This window comes from Bradyrhizobium sp. 2TAF36, from assembly GCF_052114925.1.
Lineage (GTDB): Bacteria > Pseudomonadota > Alphaproteobacteria > Rhizobiales > Xanthobacteraceae > Bradyrhizobium > Bradyrhizobium barranii.
On record NZ_JBFRFR010000004.1, the window covers coordinates 96097 to 110754 of the forward strand.

Consider the following 14658-nt stretch of genomic DNA (forward strand, 5'->3'; position numbering starts at 1 on the left):
TCGCATCCGGTTCAACAAAAAAATCCTCTGTCGACGGTTGCGCGCCGCACCTTGATGAATCAACCTCGGTTGGTCCATAAGCGGCGTCCCGCTGCCGGTGGTTCGCCCCCGCGTCGCGTGCTTGGATAGAGGGATTCTCGCGTGGCAAATATCAACCAGAAAATTGCGCAGGAGCTTGGGGTACGGGCGGAGCAGGTCGAGGCGACGGTGACGTTGCTCGACGGCGGCGCCACGGTTCCCTTCATCGCCCGCTACCGCAAGGAAGCGACCGGTGCGCTCGACGACGCGCAATTGCGCACCCTGGAGGAGCGCCTGGGCTATCTGCGCGAGCTCGAAGACCGCCGCAAAGCCATCCTCGAATCGGTCCGCGAGCAGGGCAAGCTCGATGCGGCGCTGGAAGCCTCCATTCTCGCCGCCGACAGCAAGGCGCGCCTGGAAGACATCTATCTGCCGTTCAAGCCGAAGCGCCGCACCAAGGCCGAGATCGCCAAGGAAGCCGGTCTCGAGCCGCTGGCCAATCAGCTGATGGCAGAGCCGGGCAACGATCCGAAGGTCGTGGCCGAAACTTTCATCAACGCCGAGAAGGGCGTTGCCGATGCCGCTGCCGCGCTCGATGGCGCCCGCGCCATCCTGGTCGAGCGCTTCGACGAAGACGCCGACCTGATCGGTGCTTTGCGCGAAGAGATGTGGACCAACGCGCGCATGGCCTCCAAGGTGCGCGAGGGCAAGAAGACCGAGGGCGAAAAGTTCGCCGACTATTTCGAGTTCTCCGAGCCGCTGACGAAGCTCCCGTCGCACCGCATCCTCGCGATGTTCCGCGGCGAGAAGGAGGAAATCCTCGACCTTCAGATGCAGGCCGAAGCCGAAGCGTCGCCGCCGGGCGTGCCGAGCGCTTATGAATTGAAGATCATGAAGCGGTTCGGCATCGCCGACCTCAAGCGCGCCGGCGACCGCTGGCTGATCGACACCGTGCGCTGGGCCTGGCGCACCAAGATCCAGGTGCATCTCAACATCGACCTGCGCATGCGGCTGTGGAATGCCGCCGAGACCGAGGCCGTGCGCGTGTTCGCTTCCAATTTGCGCGACCTGCTGCTCGCGGCACCCGCCGGCACCCGTGTCACCATGGGCCTCGATCCGGGCTACCGCACCGGCGTCAAGGTCGCCGTCACCGACGCGACCGGCAAGGTGGTCGATACTGCCGTGATCTATCCGCACGAGCCGCAGCGGCAGTGGAACGAGGCGCTTGCGATCCTCGGCAAGCTTGCGCTGAAGCATCGTGTCGAGCTGATCGCGATCGGCAACGGCACCGCCTCGCGCGAAACCGACAAGCTCGCAGGCGATCTCGTCAAGGGCCTGGCCGAGCTGAAGATGACCAAGATCGTGGTGTCGGAAGCCGGCGCGTCGGTCTATTCGGCCTCGGCCTTCGCCTCGGAGGAGTTGCCGGGTCTCGACGTCACCCTGCGAGGCGCAGTCTCGATCGCCCGCCGTCTCCAGGACCCGCTCGCCGAGCTCGTCAAGATCGAGCCCAAGGCGATCGGCGTCGGCCAGTACCAGCACGACCTCGGCCAGGCCAAGCTCGCCAAGTCGCTCGATGCCGTGGTCGAGGACTGCGTGAACGCGGTCGGCGTCGACGTCAACACCGCCTCGGCGCCACTTCTGGCCCGCGTGTCGGGTGTCGGCTCCGGCCTGGCCTCGAGCATCGTGGCCCACCGCGACGCCAACGGCCCGTTCAAGTCGCGCAAGGCGCTGAAGGACGTGCCGCGGCTCGGCCCGAAGGCGTTCGAGCAATGCGCCGGCTTCCTGCGCATCCTCGGCGGCGAGGACCCGCTCGATGCGTCCGGCGTGCATCCGGAAGCCTATCCCGTGGTGCGCCGGATTCTCAGCGCCACCAAGAGTGACATCAAGGCGCTGATCGGCAGCAGCGAGATCGTGCGTACGCTGAAGCCGAAAGATTTCGTCGACGAGACCTTTGGTCTGCCGACCGTCACCGACATCCTGCGCGAGCTCGAGAAGCCCGGCCGCGATCCGCGTCCGGCGTTCAAGGCCGCGGTGTTCAAGGAGGGTGTCGAGGAGATCAAGCATCTCCAGAAGGGCATGATCCTCGAGGGGACCGTGACCAACGTTGCCGCCTTCGGCGCCTTCGTCGATATCGGCGTGCACCAGGACGGCCTGGTTCACATCTCGGCGATGTCCAGGAACTACATCAAGGATCCGCGCGAGGTGGTGAAGCCCGGAGACATCGTCAAGGTGAAGGTGCTGGACTTCGAAGTCGCCCGCAAGCGCATCTCGCTGACATTGCGCCTCGACGACGAGGTCGGCGCCAAGAAGGACGCGCCCGGCATGCAGCGGGACAACAGCTCGCGAAACCCCGCGCGCATGACGTCGTCGGCCCCGCGCAACCAGGAATCCTCCGGCGGCGGCGCCCTCGCGGAGGCCATGCGCCGGGCGGCCGAGAGGAACGGCGGCAAGCGGGCGTGATACTTTAACCTCTCCCCGCTCTTGCGGGGAGAGGTCGGATCGCGCTAGCGATCCAGGTGAGGCAAGGCATGCGGCTGACCGGATCAAAGGCCCCTCCGGCTCGTAACTTGACGGTGCACGGGACAAGCGTTGCGATCACTTTTTAGATCACCTTGGCGGGACGCAGCCTCTCACCCCACCCTCTCCCCGTCAGAACGGGGTGAGGGAGCGAAAGAGCGTTCGTCCCTAACACCTGCGTCAGAATCTGGCGCGTTTGTAAGTTGAAGGTGCCTGTCCCTTCCTCTCATCTGATCCTCCTCGCGCGGCAGAAAGATCGCCGCGCAGCACGGAGGATGCTTCGATGGACAACAGGCTTCTCAAAGGCGTCACTGCGGTGACGCTCGCCGCAATGATGGCGCTCGCTTCACCTGCGCTTGCCCGTGGCGGCGGTGGCGGAGGCCATGGCGGTGGCGGCTTCGGCGGTGGCGGCCATGGCGGCTTTGGCGGTGGCGGGCATTTCGGTGGCGGCGGAATGCATGCGGGTGGCTTCGGCGGCATGCGCGCGGGTGGTTTCGGCGGCATGGGTGGCGCGCGCTTTGCTGGCGGCCCGGGCTTCGGTGGAGCCCGCTTCGTCGGCTCGCCAATGGCTGCCCGCGCCGCCATCGGGCCGCGCTTTGCCGGTGCACCATTAGCGACCCGCGCCGCTTTCGGCCCGCGGTTTGCTGGCCCGGGCTGGCACGGCAGGCCGTTCATTGGCCGCCATGCCTTCTTCCACCGTCACCGCTTCAACCGGTTCGCTTTCGTCGGCGCGCCGTTCTTCTATGCCAACTATGCCAACTATTACGACGATGGTTGCTGGCGCAGGAGCTTGACGCCCTATGGATGGCAATGGGTCAATGTGTGCGGAGACTATTGGTAGTCGCATCGCGGTACCGCACCATTGTCGCGATCGCCACCGGGCGGTTCCGCTCAGCCCCGGAACGGGATAGTCTGGTGGCGATCGTCGCGCGGAGTTTTGCATGACCGGAGGTCACCGCCGCATTCTGGTCGTCGAGGACGATCCGGAAACCGCAGGCCAGCTCGTCGAGGAACTCACCACCTCGGGCTACGACGTCGATCTTGCCGCGACGGGTCGTGAAGCCCTGAGCCACGGCGTCGCCCGCGACTATGCCGTGATCACCATCGACCGCATGCTGCCCGACATCGACGGCATCGCCGTGATGCGCCAGTTGCGCGACGACGGCATCGCCGCACCCTTCCTGATCATCTCCGCGCTCGGCGAGGTTGACGACCGCGTGCGCGGTTTGCGCGCCGGGGGCGATGACTATCTCGTCAAGCCGTTCTCCTTCGTCGAGCTGCTGGCGCGCCTCGAGGCGCTCGGCCGCCGCAGCGAGACCGTCGCCAAGGAAACCATCCTGCGGGTCGGCGATCTCGCCATCGACCTGATCGCGCGCAACGCCAGCCGGCGCGGCCGGAAAATTCCGCTGCTGCCGCGCGAGTTTCAGCTGCTCGAATATCTCGTCCGCAACGAAGGCCGCGTCGTCTCCCGGGCGATGCTGCTCCAGCATGTCTGGGATCTGCATTTCGATCCCTCCACCAACATCATCGACGTCTATGTCGGGCGGGTCCGCCGCAAGGTCGACGATGCCCAGGCCTATCCGCTGATCCATACGATCCGCGGCATCGGATATTGCATCCGTGCTCCTGGCTAAGACGCTCCGCTCCTCCACCTTCCGTCTGGCACTGATCGCGATCGCGGCGTTCGGCCTGATCGTCGCGGCGATCATGGCCTATGTCTATTTCGGCACGATCGCCTATGTGCAGGGCCGGGTCGGCGACGCCGGCGATCACAGCGGCTTCACCGCGATGATCGAGCTCGCGATGGTCGCCGTCGCCGTGCTGCTGGCCGTGCTGGCCGGGGTCGCGGCCGTGCTGGTGACGCGGCGCACGGTCGGACGGATCGAGGAGATCAATGCGACCAGCCGCGCCATCATGCTGTCGGGGCTCGACCGGCGCATTCCCTTGCGCGGCAGTCACGACGAGTGGGACCGCGTCGCCGAAAACCTCAACCAGATGCTCGACCGCATCGAGACGCTGATGGGTGAGGTCAAGCAGGTCAGCGACAACGTCGCCCACGATCTGCGCACGCCGCTGACGCGCATGCGCGGCCGGCTGGAAAAGGCCTATCACACCCCGCGCAATGGTGAGGCCGATGCGGTGCTGATCGGCGACACCATCGCCGATCTCGATTCGGTGCTCGGCATGTTCGCTTCCATCACGCGGATCTCGGAGATCGAGACCCGCGCCCGCCGGAGTGCGTTTCGTGCGCTCGACCTCGCTGAAATCGCCGGCGAGGTCGTCGAACTCTATGACGCCGCGGCCGAGCAGGTGGCGACCCGCCTCAGCCTTGACGGCGACCGCCAGGTGGCGATTACGGGGGACCGCGACCTGCTGTTCGACGCCATCGCCAATCTGGTCGACAACGCGATAAAGCACGGCCGCGCGGGCGGGCAGGTCACCGTGACCTGTCGCAGCGCCGGTGGCGGGGCGGTGATCGCGATCGCCGACGATGGCCCGGGCATTCCCACCGGAGAGCGCGATCACGTGTTCAAGCGCTTCTACCGGCTCGAACAGAGCCGTTACACGCCGGGCAACGGTCTGGGCTTGAGCCTGGTCGCGGCCGTTGCCGGTCTCCATGGCGCCGAGATTGCACTGCACGACAATGCGCCGGGCCTCACGGTCCGGCTCAGCTTCCCGGCGACATCAGCGCGATAGGAGCTGACGGCGTCATAGCTCGATCACGCCGCGGCGTGCCGCATGCGCGACCGCGTCGGTGCGGCCGGTGGCATCCAGCTTGTCGAGCAGCGAACCGACGTGGAATTTGACCGTGTGCACGGAGATGCCGAGCTGGCGCGCGATCAGCTTGTTGGACGCGCCTTCCGCCATCAGCGCCAGGACATCGAGCTCGCGCTGCGTCAGCGCGATGTCTTCCGGCATGCTGCGCGGATCGCGCGCCATGACCGTCGCCGTGGCGGCCTCGCCGGGCGCGGCGAGCCGAAGCCCGGCGATGTTGCCGAGCAAGACCGCCAGGCGATCGGCGAGGGCGGGATCGTCGATCTCCAGGGCGAGCACGATCTCGGGCGCGTTGTCCTCGCTCACGCCTCGGGCCTCTCGCCGATCGTGACCTTGAAGCTGACTGGCTCGCCGCCGCGGCGCACCGCGACATCGACGACCGTGCCGACGCTCGCAGGTCCCAGCGTCCGCGACAGCGCACGCACGCCGGAGAGCTTCTGGTCGTTAACCGCCACGATGACGTCGCCCTGGCGGATGCCGGCCGCAGCCGAAGGGCCGGCCTTGTCGACATTCATCACCATCGCGCCGATGCCATCGTCGAGCCGCACCGGCTGGAGCCCGAGGCCGAGATATCCGCGGGCGATGCGGCCGCGCGCCTCGAGCTGTGCCGCGACCCGCTCGATTGTCGCCGTCGGGATCACCAGGACCCGCCGCGGCCCGAGCACGGCCATGCCGAAGGCGTCGCCTGATGCATCGAGCGCGAGCCCGCCTTGTTGCGCGAAGCGCAGGCGTACGTCGAGCTCGATCCGCGCATCGATGTCGCCGCCGCGCAAGGAGCGCCAGCTCTTGCCGGACAGTGATACCATGCCGAGCGCCGCGCTCGGCGCATCGCGATCGGTGGCGACGACGACCGACAGCGTGCCGAGGGGCGGAACGGTCGCGGCCAGCTTGACCGGCGCAAGACTGGCATCGGTGCGCAACAGCGCGATGTCGGTCGTATGGTCGCGGCCGACGATTGTGGCGGCCGCGGTGCTGCCGTCGGGGAGGCTGATCTGGATATCGCCCTCGTCGGCCAGCGCTTCGTCGGCGGTGACGATCAAGCCGGGTTTCCAGACGAAGCCGGTGGCGCGGGAGCGATGCGAATGCACGGCGACGACGGATGGCGCGGTGCGCGTCACGACATCCGCGAGCGCGGACGAAAGGGACGACAGAGGAGTGGGGTCGGTCATGGAAGGCTCCTGTAAATTGTCCTCAATCTGGGATGTCGCGGGCGATAGCGAAACTGGCCGGGTGGCCAGGACAGATGGGGCGGACCGGCTTCCGCAGGACTACGGCCGACGAACATGTGATTGGGAGGCCTTCACGGGAACGTGTAGCAATCCAGAAATTGCACCGCACGTCCCTAAGCGTTTCCAGCGAGCCCCGACCGATGACCGTCGACCTCACCCGCCGTACCCTGCTTCAACTCGCCGGTGCGACCTCGCTCGCGATGGCGGCGGCCGCCGCCGCTCGGGCCGAGGGCCTGCCGCAAGGCGGCGGTCCGACCTATGCCAGCCGCACGCCGATGCGGGTGGGCATGGTGACGCTCCGGGTCAAGAACCTCGACAAGGTCGCGGACTACTATCGCGACGTGATCGGGCTCACCGTGATGGAGCGCTCCGCGACCGGCGCGACGCTCGGCACGGCCGGTATCACGCTGCTCGTGCTGGAAGCCCGTCCCGAGGCCGCGATCGAGCCGCGCAACGCCGCGGGCCTCTACCACACCGCCTTCCTGATGCCGTCGCGAAAAGATCTCGCGCGCTGGCTGGTGCACGCCGCCTCGCACCGCGTGCCGCTGTCGGGCTTCGCCGATCATCTCGTCAGCGAATCCGTCTATCTCGACGACCCCGAAGGCAACGGCATCGAGGTCTATGCCGACCGCGATCCCTCGCAATGGCAGTGGAGCGAGGGCAGCGTGAAGATGGCGAGCGACGAGCTCAACATCCCTGACCTCTTGTCGCTGACCAACACGCGCGTGGCAGACTACGCCAAGGCGCCGGATGGTCTGCGCGTCGGCCACATGCATCTGCGTGTCGGCGATCTCGCCGAGGCCGAACGGTTCTATCACGGCACGGTCGGCCTCGATCCGACCCGCCGCCGTGGCGGCGCCGCGTTCCTGTCGTCGGGCCGCTATCACCATCACCTCGGCATGAACGTCTGGCAGAGCCAGGGGGCCGGCCAACGCGACGATCAGACCACGGGGCTCGCCTGGTTCTCGCTGGTGATGGCGAAGCAGGACATTCTCGCTGCGCAGGAGGAGCGCCTGCGCAAGGGCGGCGCGCATGTCACGGCGCTCGCCAATGGTCTGGAGGCCGTCGATCCCTGGGGCACGCGGGTGCGCCTGATCAGGGTTTGATCGATAGCGCGGGCATTGCTATGACCGGTCAGGCGCTAGCCAATTTTCCGGGGTTCAGCCTGACATGCCTGATTTTCACGGCGTCTTTCCCTACCTCATTTCGCCCGTCGATGCCGATGGCACGGTGCGCACCGAAGTCCTCGGCAAGCTCTGCGACGATTTGATCGGCGCAGGCGTGCACGGGCTGACGCCGCTGGGTTCGACCGGCGAGTTCGCCTATCTCAATGCCGCGCAACGCACCGCGATCGTGCAGACCACCATCGAGGCCGCGAAGGGCCGCGTGCCGGTCGTGGCCGGCGTCGCATCCACCTCGACGGCGGATGCAGTGGCGCAGGCGAGGGCGTATCAGAAGTGTGGTGCCAACGGCATCCTGGCGATCCTGGAAGCGTACTTTCCGCTCGCCGATGCCCAGGTCGAATCGTACTTCCGCGCCATCGCGGATGCCGTGGACATCCCGGTCGTCATCTACACCAATCCGCAATTCCAGCGTTCCGATCTCACGCTCGACATCATCGCGCGCCTCGCTGAACATCCGCGCATCGGCTACATCAAGGACGCCTCGACCAATACCGGCCGGCTGCTCTCGATCATGAACCGCTGCGGCTATGCCTTGCGCGTGTTCTCGGCCTCCGCCCACATCCCGGCGGCGGTGATGCTGATCGGCGGGCTCGGCTGGATGGCGGGACCTGCCTGCATCATCCCGCGCCAGAGCGTCGCACTCTACGACCTCTGCAAGGCCGGCCGCTGGGACGAGGCCATGGCGCTCCAGCGCAGACTGTGGCGGATCAACGAGGCTTTCGCCCGCTTCAACCTCGCCGCCTGCATCAAGGCGGGGCTGGCGGTTCAGGGCTACGACGTCGGCGATCCCGTCCCGCCGCAGGCCGCGCTGTCGGCCGACGCCCGCAAGGTGGTGGAGGCGGCGTTGAGGGAGCTTGATTAGCCGTCATGGCCGGGCTTGTCCCGGCCATCCACGTCTTGCCCTGTGGCACATAGAACGTGGATGCCCGGGACAAGCCCGGGCATGACGAATCTGTGGGTTCACCGCCCAAAACCGCGGCTGGTATGCCTCCGATCGATCCGCTAAAAGGCGGCCCGCAGTTTCGAAAAGACCCTGAGGACCCCACGGAATGAACATTCTTCCCGGCAATTTGCGTTTCGGAGCGGGCCAGCCCGTCAAGCGTTTGGAAGACCAGCGGCTGCTCACCGGGAAGGGTCAGTTCATCGACGACAAGCCGGAGGAGGGCGCGCTGTGGTTGCATGTGCTGCGCTCGCCGCATGCGCACGCGAAGATCGTCGCGATCGACACCAGCGCCGCGGCATCGATGCCGGGCGTCACCGCGGTCTACACCGGCGCTGATCTCGTCAAGGACGATATCGGCACCATTCCGACCCTGAGCATCTTCAAGCGCCCCGACGGCAAGCCGATGACGGTGCCGCCGCGCCGCCTGCTCGCCCATGAGATCGTCCGCTATGCCGGCGAAGCCGTGGCCGCAGTGGTGGCCGCCTCGCGTGCCGAGGCGCAGAGCGCGGCCGAAGCGATCGTGATCGAATACGACGTGCAGCCCGCGGTGGTCGATCCGGTCGAAGCGGTCAAGCCCGGCGCGCCCGTGGTGTGGCCCGAGGCGCCCGACAACATCGTCGGTGCGATGAGCTATGGCGATGCCGCCAAGGCGGACGAGGCATTCGCCAAGGCCGCGCATACGGTCGAGCTCGACATCGTCAGCCAGCGTCTGGTGCCCTCCGCGATGGAGCCGCGCTCGACCATTGCCGAGATCGACAAGAAGACCGGCCGCCTCCTCCTGCATGTGCAGTCGCAGACGCCGGCCTCGACCCGCGACGTGCTGGCGGAAGCCGTGCTCAAGCGACCCAAGGACAGCGTCCGCGTGCTGGTCGGCGACATCGGCGGCGGCTTTGGTCAGAAGACCAACCTCTATCCGGAAGACGGCATCGTCGCCTATGCCGCGACCAAGCTGAACCGGAAGATCCGCTGGCGCGGCGACCGCACCGACGAATTCGTCGGCGGTACCCATGGCCGCGATCTCACCTCGACGGCATCCTTCGCGCTCGACGAGAAGGGCAAGGTGCTGGCCTATCGCGTCAAGTCGATCGGCTGCACCGGCGCGTACTCGTCGGGTGCGGCGAACATCATCCCGCTGGTGCTCGGGCCGTTCGTGCAGACCGGCGTCTACGATCTGCCGCTGGTGCATTTCGAGGTGCAGTCGGTGATGACTCACACCGCGCCGGTCGGCGCCTATCGCGGCGCGGGCCGGCCCGAAGCGGTGTTCATCGTCGAGCGCCTGTTCGACGCCGCCGCGCGAAAAATCGGCATGGATCCGCGTGCGATCCGGAAAGCGAACTACATCAAGCCGGCGCAGCTGCCCTACACCAACGCCGCGGGTCAGGTTTACGATTCCGGCGCCTTCGCCCACCTGCTCGATCGCGCCGTGAAGTTGGCCGATTGGGACGGCTTTGCCGCGCGCAAGAAGGCGGCGAAGAAGAAGGGCCTGCTCTACGGCCGCGGGCTCACCTCCTACATCGAATGGACCGGCGGCCGCGCGCATACCGAGAAGGTCAGCCTGCACGCGACCTCGCAGGGCCGCGTCGTGCTGCATTCCGGCACCATGGCGATGGGGCAGGGGCTGCAGACCACGTACACCCAGATGATCTCCGACACGCTCGGCATTGCCATGGACAAGATCGACGTCGTCCAGGGCGACACGGATCTTGCGATGGGCTTCGGCAGCGTCGGCTCGCGCTCGCTGTTCGTCGGCGGCACGGCCGTGGCAGTTTCCTCCAACGACCTGATTCAGAAGGCGCGTGAGAAGGCGGCCAACGTGCTGGAGACCTCGGTCGAGGACATCGAATATCAGGGCGGCATGCTCACCGTGGTCGGCACCGACCGCCGCATCAGCCTGTTCGATCTCGCCGAGAAGGAGGGCGGCGCCAAGCTCAGCGTCGATTCCGAAGGAGAGGTCGATGGCCCGAGCTGGCCGAACGGCACGCATATCTGCGAGGTCGAGATCGATCCGGAGACCGGCGTGTCCAAGGTCGTGCGCTACACCACCGTCGACGACGTCGGCGTTGCCGTGAACCCGATGCTGGTCACCGGCCAGATCCATGGCGGCGTCGCGCAGGGCATTGGACAAGCGCTGTACGAGGGCGTGTCCTACGATGAGGACGGCCAGCTCCTCACCGCGAGCTACCAGGACTATTGCATCCCCCGTGCTGACGACGTTCCGCCGATCGAGGTCACGCTCGACGACTCCGCGCCCTGCCGGACCAATCCGCTCGGCGCCAAGGGCTGCGGCGAATCCGGCGCCATCGGCGGCCCGCCCTGCGTCACCAACGGCGTGATGGACGCGCTCGCCGAGCTCGGCATCACCCAGCTGAACACGCCCCTGACGCCCCAGAAGATCTGGAAGGCGATCAAGGACGCGAAGGTGGCGGGTTAAGCGGGGCGCGTTGTTACGCCGGCTGTCGCCATACACCCAGCTGTCGTCCCGGGGCGCGCAACGCGCGAACCCGGGACCCATAACCACAGGAAGTGGTTTGGCGAAGACTCGTGGTGACCAGCTCGCGCCATAACCTCACCCTGTGGTTATGGGTCCCGGATCTGCGCTTCGCTTCGCTGCGCTTGTCCGGGACGACAGCGGAGAATGCCCCGCCAGCTCTGGCTAAATCCCCACGCCCTTAAATCCCCAGCATCATCTTCGCAATGATGTCGCGCTGGATCTCCGAGGTGCCGCCGAAGATCGTGTAGGCGCGGCCGTTGAGATATTCCGGGACCACCGTCAGCATCTCCTCAGGCGTCGCCGGCGCATGGTTGAGCTTGTAGAGCGGGCGCATCGGCTCGACCGCGAGCGCGTCGTGACCGATCACGTCGACCCCCAGCCGCGTCACGGCCTGCCTGATCTCGCTGTTGCGCAGCTTCAGGATCGACGACACCGCGCCGGGATTTTGCCCGGTCTGAAGTGCGGAGAGCACGCGCAGCTCGGTCATCTCCAGCGCGTCGATATCGATTTCGACCTCCGAGATGCGCGTCGCGATATCCGGGCTGTCGATCGCGCGACCCGTCAGGTCCGACTCGGCCAGCTCCGCGATCGCCTTCAGACCCTCGCGCAATTTTGCCGAGGCGATGCCGGAGCCGCGCTCGAACTCGAGCAGATATTTGCCGTAGGTCCAGCCTTTGCCTTCGTCGCCGACGCGGTTGGCCACGGGCACGCGCACATCGTCAAAGAACACCTGGTTGACCTCGTGGTCGCCGCCGATGGTGAGGATGGGGCGCGTGGTGATGCCCGGCGTTGTCATGTCGATCAGGATGAAGCTGATGCCGTCTTGCTGCCGCGGTCCGTCGCTGGTGCGCACCAGCGCGAACATGCGGTTGGCGTGGTGGGCGTGCGTGGTCCAGATTTTTGTGCCGTTGATGATGTAGTCGTCGCCGTCGCGGACCGCGCGCGTCTTCAGCGACGAGAGATCGGAGCCGGAGCCCGGCTCGGAATAGCCCTGGCACCAATAGTCTTCGCCGGAGAGGATGCGTGGCAAATAAAAATTCTTCTGCTCGGGCGAGCCGAAGCCGATGATGACGGGCCCGACCATCTTCACGCCCATCACGTTGACATTGGGCACGCCGGCGCGTGCGGATTCAGTCTCGAAAATCCAACGCTGCGCCGGCGTCCAGTCCGGACCGCCATATTCGACCGGCCAGCCCGGTGCGCCCCAGCCCTGCCGGTGCAGCGCGCGCTGCCACGCCATGCCGATATCAGGGTCGGAGAACACCGACGGCGTCAGCGCGGTTGCGCGCTTCATCTCTTCGGTGAGGTTTTTTGCAATGAAGCCGCGCACCTCGTCCTGGAAGGCGCGCTCCTCGGTGTTGAACGAGAGGTCCATGATGCGCTCCTTGTGTCAGGCCGTGCGGCCGAGCTGGGCGTGGCGGCTGTAATGGTGCGCGCTGCCGCCGAACAGCGTGTCGAAGGCGACCAGCCGCTTGAAATAGGYGCCGACCTCGAGCTCCTCGGTGACGCCCATGCCGCCATGAAGCTGGATCGACTGCTCGCCGACGAAGCGCGCGCATTTGCCGATCTTCGCTTTCGCACCGGAGGCAGCGCGGGCGCGCTCGACCGGCGAGCTATCGACCTTCAACGCGGCGCGCAGCGCCATCGAGCGCGCCTCATCGACCTGCATCGCCATGTCGGCGAGGCGGTGGCGGATCACCTGGTTGGCGGAGAGCGGCCGGCCGAACTGCTTTCTGATCTTGGTGTATTCCAGCGTTGTGTCGAGCAGCGTCTGCATGATGCCGACGGCTTCGGCACCGAGCGCAGCCATGGCGCGGTCAACGGCCCATTCGATCGCGGGCAGGGCGTCGTGTCCGTCGCCGAGCAGGGCATCCTCCGGCAGCTCGACGCCGGACAGCTCGATATTGCAGGCCCGTCCGCCGCCGAGACGTTCATAGTCGGTGATGACGACGCTGGGCGTCTTCGCCGGCACCAGGAACAGGCCGATCCGTCCCGAAGGTCCCTTGTGATCGTGGATATGCGCGGAGACGATGATCTCGTCGGCGGCGAGGCCGTCGAGCACCGCGATCTTGCTGCCGGCAACGCGCCAGCCTTGCGCCGTCTTGTGGGCGACGGTCGCGACTATTGCGAGATCGAACCGCGCCGCGCGCTCGGAATGGGCGAAGGCGAGTTTCAGTGATCCGTCCGCGACCTTCGGCAGCCGCGCCTGCTTCTGCGCGGTGCTGCCGCATTTGTCGATCAGCGAGGCTCCAAGCACCACCGTTGCAACATACGGCTCCGACACCAGCCCGCGACCAAAGGCTTCCATCAGAATGCCGATCTCGACCGCGCCGCCGCCGAGCCCCTCAAACTCTTCGGGAATCGGCAGCGCCAGCCAGCCAAGCTCGGCGAACTGCTTCCAGACCGCTGGGCTGAAGCCGAGCGGGTCGTTCGCCATCTTGCGGCGGTGATCGGCATCGTAGCTCTCGGCCACGAAGCGCTCCGCGCTTTCGCGCAGCAGCCGTTGCTCGTCACTCAGGTTGAGGTCCATGTCGTTACTCCGCGGCCGCCGGCGGCTTGCGCACGGAGGGATGCAGTCCTGATGGATCGACCACCATGCCGAACTGCTGAAGGTTATGGGCGTGACAGAGCTGATGCAGCGCAAAGGCCTGGTCGATCGCGGCGGGCTGGCCCATCACATCGACCGAGCGATTCACGGCTTCCTTGGTCAGCTTCAGCGCGAAGGACGGCTTTGAGGCGATCCGGCGCGCCAGCTCCAGCACCGACGCTGAAAGCTCCGCGCGCGGCACGACCCGGTTGACCATGCCGAGCTGATGCGCCTCCTGCGCACTCCATGCGTCGGCGGTGAACAGGAATTCCTTGGCCTTGCGCGGGCCGAGCTCCCAGGGATGCACGAACCATTCGACCCCGCAGACGCCCATGGTCACCACGGGATCGCAGAACTGAGCATCGTCGCTGGCGACGATGAGGTCGCAGGCCCAGGCCAGCATCAACCCGCCGGCGATGCACTTGCCGTGCACCTCGGCAATGGTCGGCTTGGCCAGGTTGCGCCAGCGCCGCGTGATCTGGAGATATATTTCCTGCTCGCGCGCGAAGCGGCCATGCGCGTTCGCCTCCGCAAAGCCACCCCAATTTCCGATCGGCGGAAAATCGACGCCTGCGGCGTTCTTGCCGCCGGGGCGCAGATCGTGGCCCGATGAGAAATGCGGCCCGTTGCCGGCGAGGATGATGACCTTGAGCGCGTCGTCCTGCACCGCCTCGTCGAAGGCGGCGTTGAGGTCGTAGGTCATCTGCAGGTTCTGCGCGTTGCGCGCCTCGGGCCGGTTCATCACGATCCGGGCAATCGCCGGCTCGGGCCTCTCCACGAGGATGGTCTCGAACGAGCTCATCGCGTTCCCCTTGGCGTTTCCGTTCTTGTTTTGCTCAAGTTGACTATGTCGGCCAGGGATAGGCAAGGGGCTTGCGTCAGGCGGTTGCTTTTCGCGCCGCCGGCACAAGATG

12 protein-coding genes are annotated in these 14658 nt (G+C 66.5%); 7 read left to right on the forward strand and 5 right to left on the reverse strand.

What is annotated here, in order from left to right:
• Positions 1-141: 141 nt before the first annotated feature.
• From AB4Z51_RS03405 to AB4Z51_RS03420, 4 genes are all read left to right on the forward strand, one after another.
• The gene (locus tag AB4Z51_RS03405; protein ID WP_085399803.1) at positions 142-2478 is read left to right on the forward strand and encodes a Tex family protein; all 2337 of its coding nucleotides are present in this window, start codon (positions 142-144) and stop codon (positions 2476-2478) included.
• Positions 2479-2818: 340 nt separating this feature from the next.
• Positions 2819-3376, forward strand: a complete 558-nt coding sequence (locus AB4Z51_RS03410) for a hypothetical protein (protein ID WP_085399804.1) — start codon at positions 2819-2821, stop codon at positions 3374-3376.
• A 100-nt stretch (positions 3377-3476) separates the two neighbouring features.
• Positions 3477-4169 (forward strand): response regulator transcription factor, encoded by a 693-nt coding sequence (locus tag AB4Z51_RS03415; RefSeq protein ID WP_063985457.1) that lies wholly within the window; start codon positions 3477-3479, stop codon positions 4167-4169.
• Positions 4156-5232, forward strand: a complete 1077-nt coding sequence (locus AB4Z51_RS03420) for a sensor histidine kinase (protein ID WP_085399805.1) — start codon at positions 4156-4158, stop codon at positions 5230-5232. The genes AB4Z51_RS03415 and AB4Z51_RS03420 overlap by 14 nt, the downstream gene beginning before the upstream one ends.
• A 12-nt stretch (positions 5233-5244) precedes the next feature.
• On the opposite strand, the gene AB4Z51_RS03425 is transcribed toward AB4Z51_RS03420, so the two are convergent.
• Positions 5245-5616 (reverse strand): response regulator transcription factor, encoded by a 372-nt coding sequence (locus AB4Z51_RS03425; RefSeq protein WP_028151530.1) that lies wholly within the window; start codon positions 5614-5616, stop codon positions 5245-5247.
• On the reverse strand, positions 5613-6479 hold the full coding sequence (locus AB4Z51_RS03430; RefSeq protein WP_354080841.1) for a S1C family serine protease: 867 nt from the start codon (positions 6477-6479) through the stop codon (positions 5613-5615). Before AB4Z51_RS03430 ends, AB4Z51_RS03425 begins: the two co-directional genes overlap by 4 nt.
• Before the next feature lie 200 nt (positions 6480-6679).
• Between AB4Z51_RS03430 and AB4Z51_RS03435 the strand changes: the two genes are divergently transcribed.
• From AB4Z51_RS03435 to AB4Z51_RS03445, 3 genes are all read left to right on the forward strand, one after another.
• On the forward strand, positions 6680-7645 hold the full coding sequence (locus AB4Z51_RS03435; protein WP_085399807.1) for a VOC family protein: 966 nt from the start codon (positions 6680-6682) through the stop codon (positions 7643-7645).
• A 64-nt stretch (positions 7646-7709) separates the two neighbouring features.
• Positions 7710-8585 carry a dihydrodipicolinate synthase family protein gene (locus AB4Z51_RS03440; protein WP_085399808.1) on the forward strand — a complete coding sequence of 292 codons (876 nt, stop codon included), beginning with the start codon at positions 7710-7712 and terminating at the stop codon, positions 8583-8585.
• Positions 8586-8772: 187 nt separating this feature from the next.
• A complete protein-coding gene (locus tag AB4Z51_RS03445) occupies positions 8773-11097 on the forward strand; it encodes a xanthine dehydrogenase family protein molybdopterin-binding subunit (RefSeq protein ID WP_085399809.1) in 2325 nt (774 codons plus the stop codon).
• Positions 11098-11335: 238 nt separating this feature from the next.
• Here AB4Z51_RS03445 and AB4Z51_RS03450 read toward each other — a convergent pair whose 3' ends face one another.
• The 3 genes from AB4Z51_RS03450 to AB4Z51_RS03460 are packed head-to-tail and all read right to left on the reverse strand — an operon-like array spanning position 11336 to position 14546.
• Positions 11336-12532, reverse strand: coding sequence for an acyl-CoA dehydrogenase family protein (locus AB4Z51_RS03450; RefSeq protein WP_085399810.1), 1197 nt, complete (start codon positions 12530-12532; stop codon positions 11336-11338).
• Positions 12533-12547: 15 nt separating this feature from the next.
• Positions 12548-13687, reverse strand: coding sequence for an acyl-CoA dehydrogenase family protein (locus AB4Z51_RS03455; RefSeq protein ID WP_441497052.1), 1140 nt, complete (start codon positions 13685-13687; stop codon positions 12548-12550).
• Between the two features lie 4 nt (positions 13688-13691).
• Positions 13692-14546 (reverse strand): enoyl-CoA hydratase, encoded by an 855-nt coding sequence (locus tag AB4Z51_RS03460; RefSeq protein ID WP_085399812.1) that lies wholly within the window; start codon positions 14544-14546, stop codon positions 13692-13694.
• Between the last annotated feature and the right edge of the window lie 112 nt (positions 14547-14658).

Bases quoted from the DNA above. Each gene is read 5' to 3' on its own strand.
- AB4Z51_RS03410 (WP_085399804.1), top strand. From the start codon at position 2,819: ATGGACAACAGGCTTCTCAAAGGCGTCACTGCGGTGACGCTCGCCGCA.
- AB4Z51_RS03415 (WP_063985457.1), top strand. From the start codon at position 3,477: ATGACCGGAGGTCACCGCCGCATTCTGGTCGTCGAGGACGATCCGGAA.
- AB4Z51_RS03430 (WP_354080841.1), bottom strand. From the start codon at position 6,479: ATGACCGACCCCACTCCTCTGTCGTCCCTTTCGTCCGCGCTCGCGGAT.
- AB4Z51_RS03435 (WP_085399807.1), top strand. From the start codon at position 6,680: ATGACCGTCGACCTCACCCGCCGTACCCTGCTTCAACTCGCCGGTGCG.
- AB4Z51_RS03440 (WP_085399808.1), top strand. From the start codon at position 7,710: ATGCCTGATTTTCACGGCGTCTTTCCCTACCTCATTTCGCCCGTCGAT.
- AB4Z51_RS03445 (WP_085399809.1), top strand. From the start codon at position 8,773: ATGAACATTCTTCCCGGCAATTTGCGTTTCGGAGCGGGCCAGCCCGTC.
- AB4Z51_RS03450 (WP_085399810.1), bottom strand. From the start codon at position 12,532: ATGGACCTCTCGTTCAACACCGAGGAGCGCGCCTTCCAGGACGAGGTG.
- AB4Z51_RS03460 (WP_085399812.1), bottom strand. From the start codon at position 14,546: ATGAGCTCGTTCGAGACCATCCTCGTGGAGAGGCCCGAGCCGGCGATT.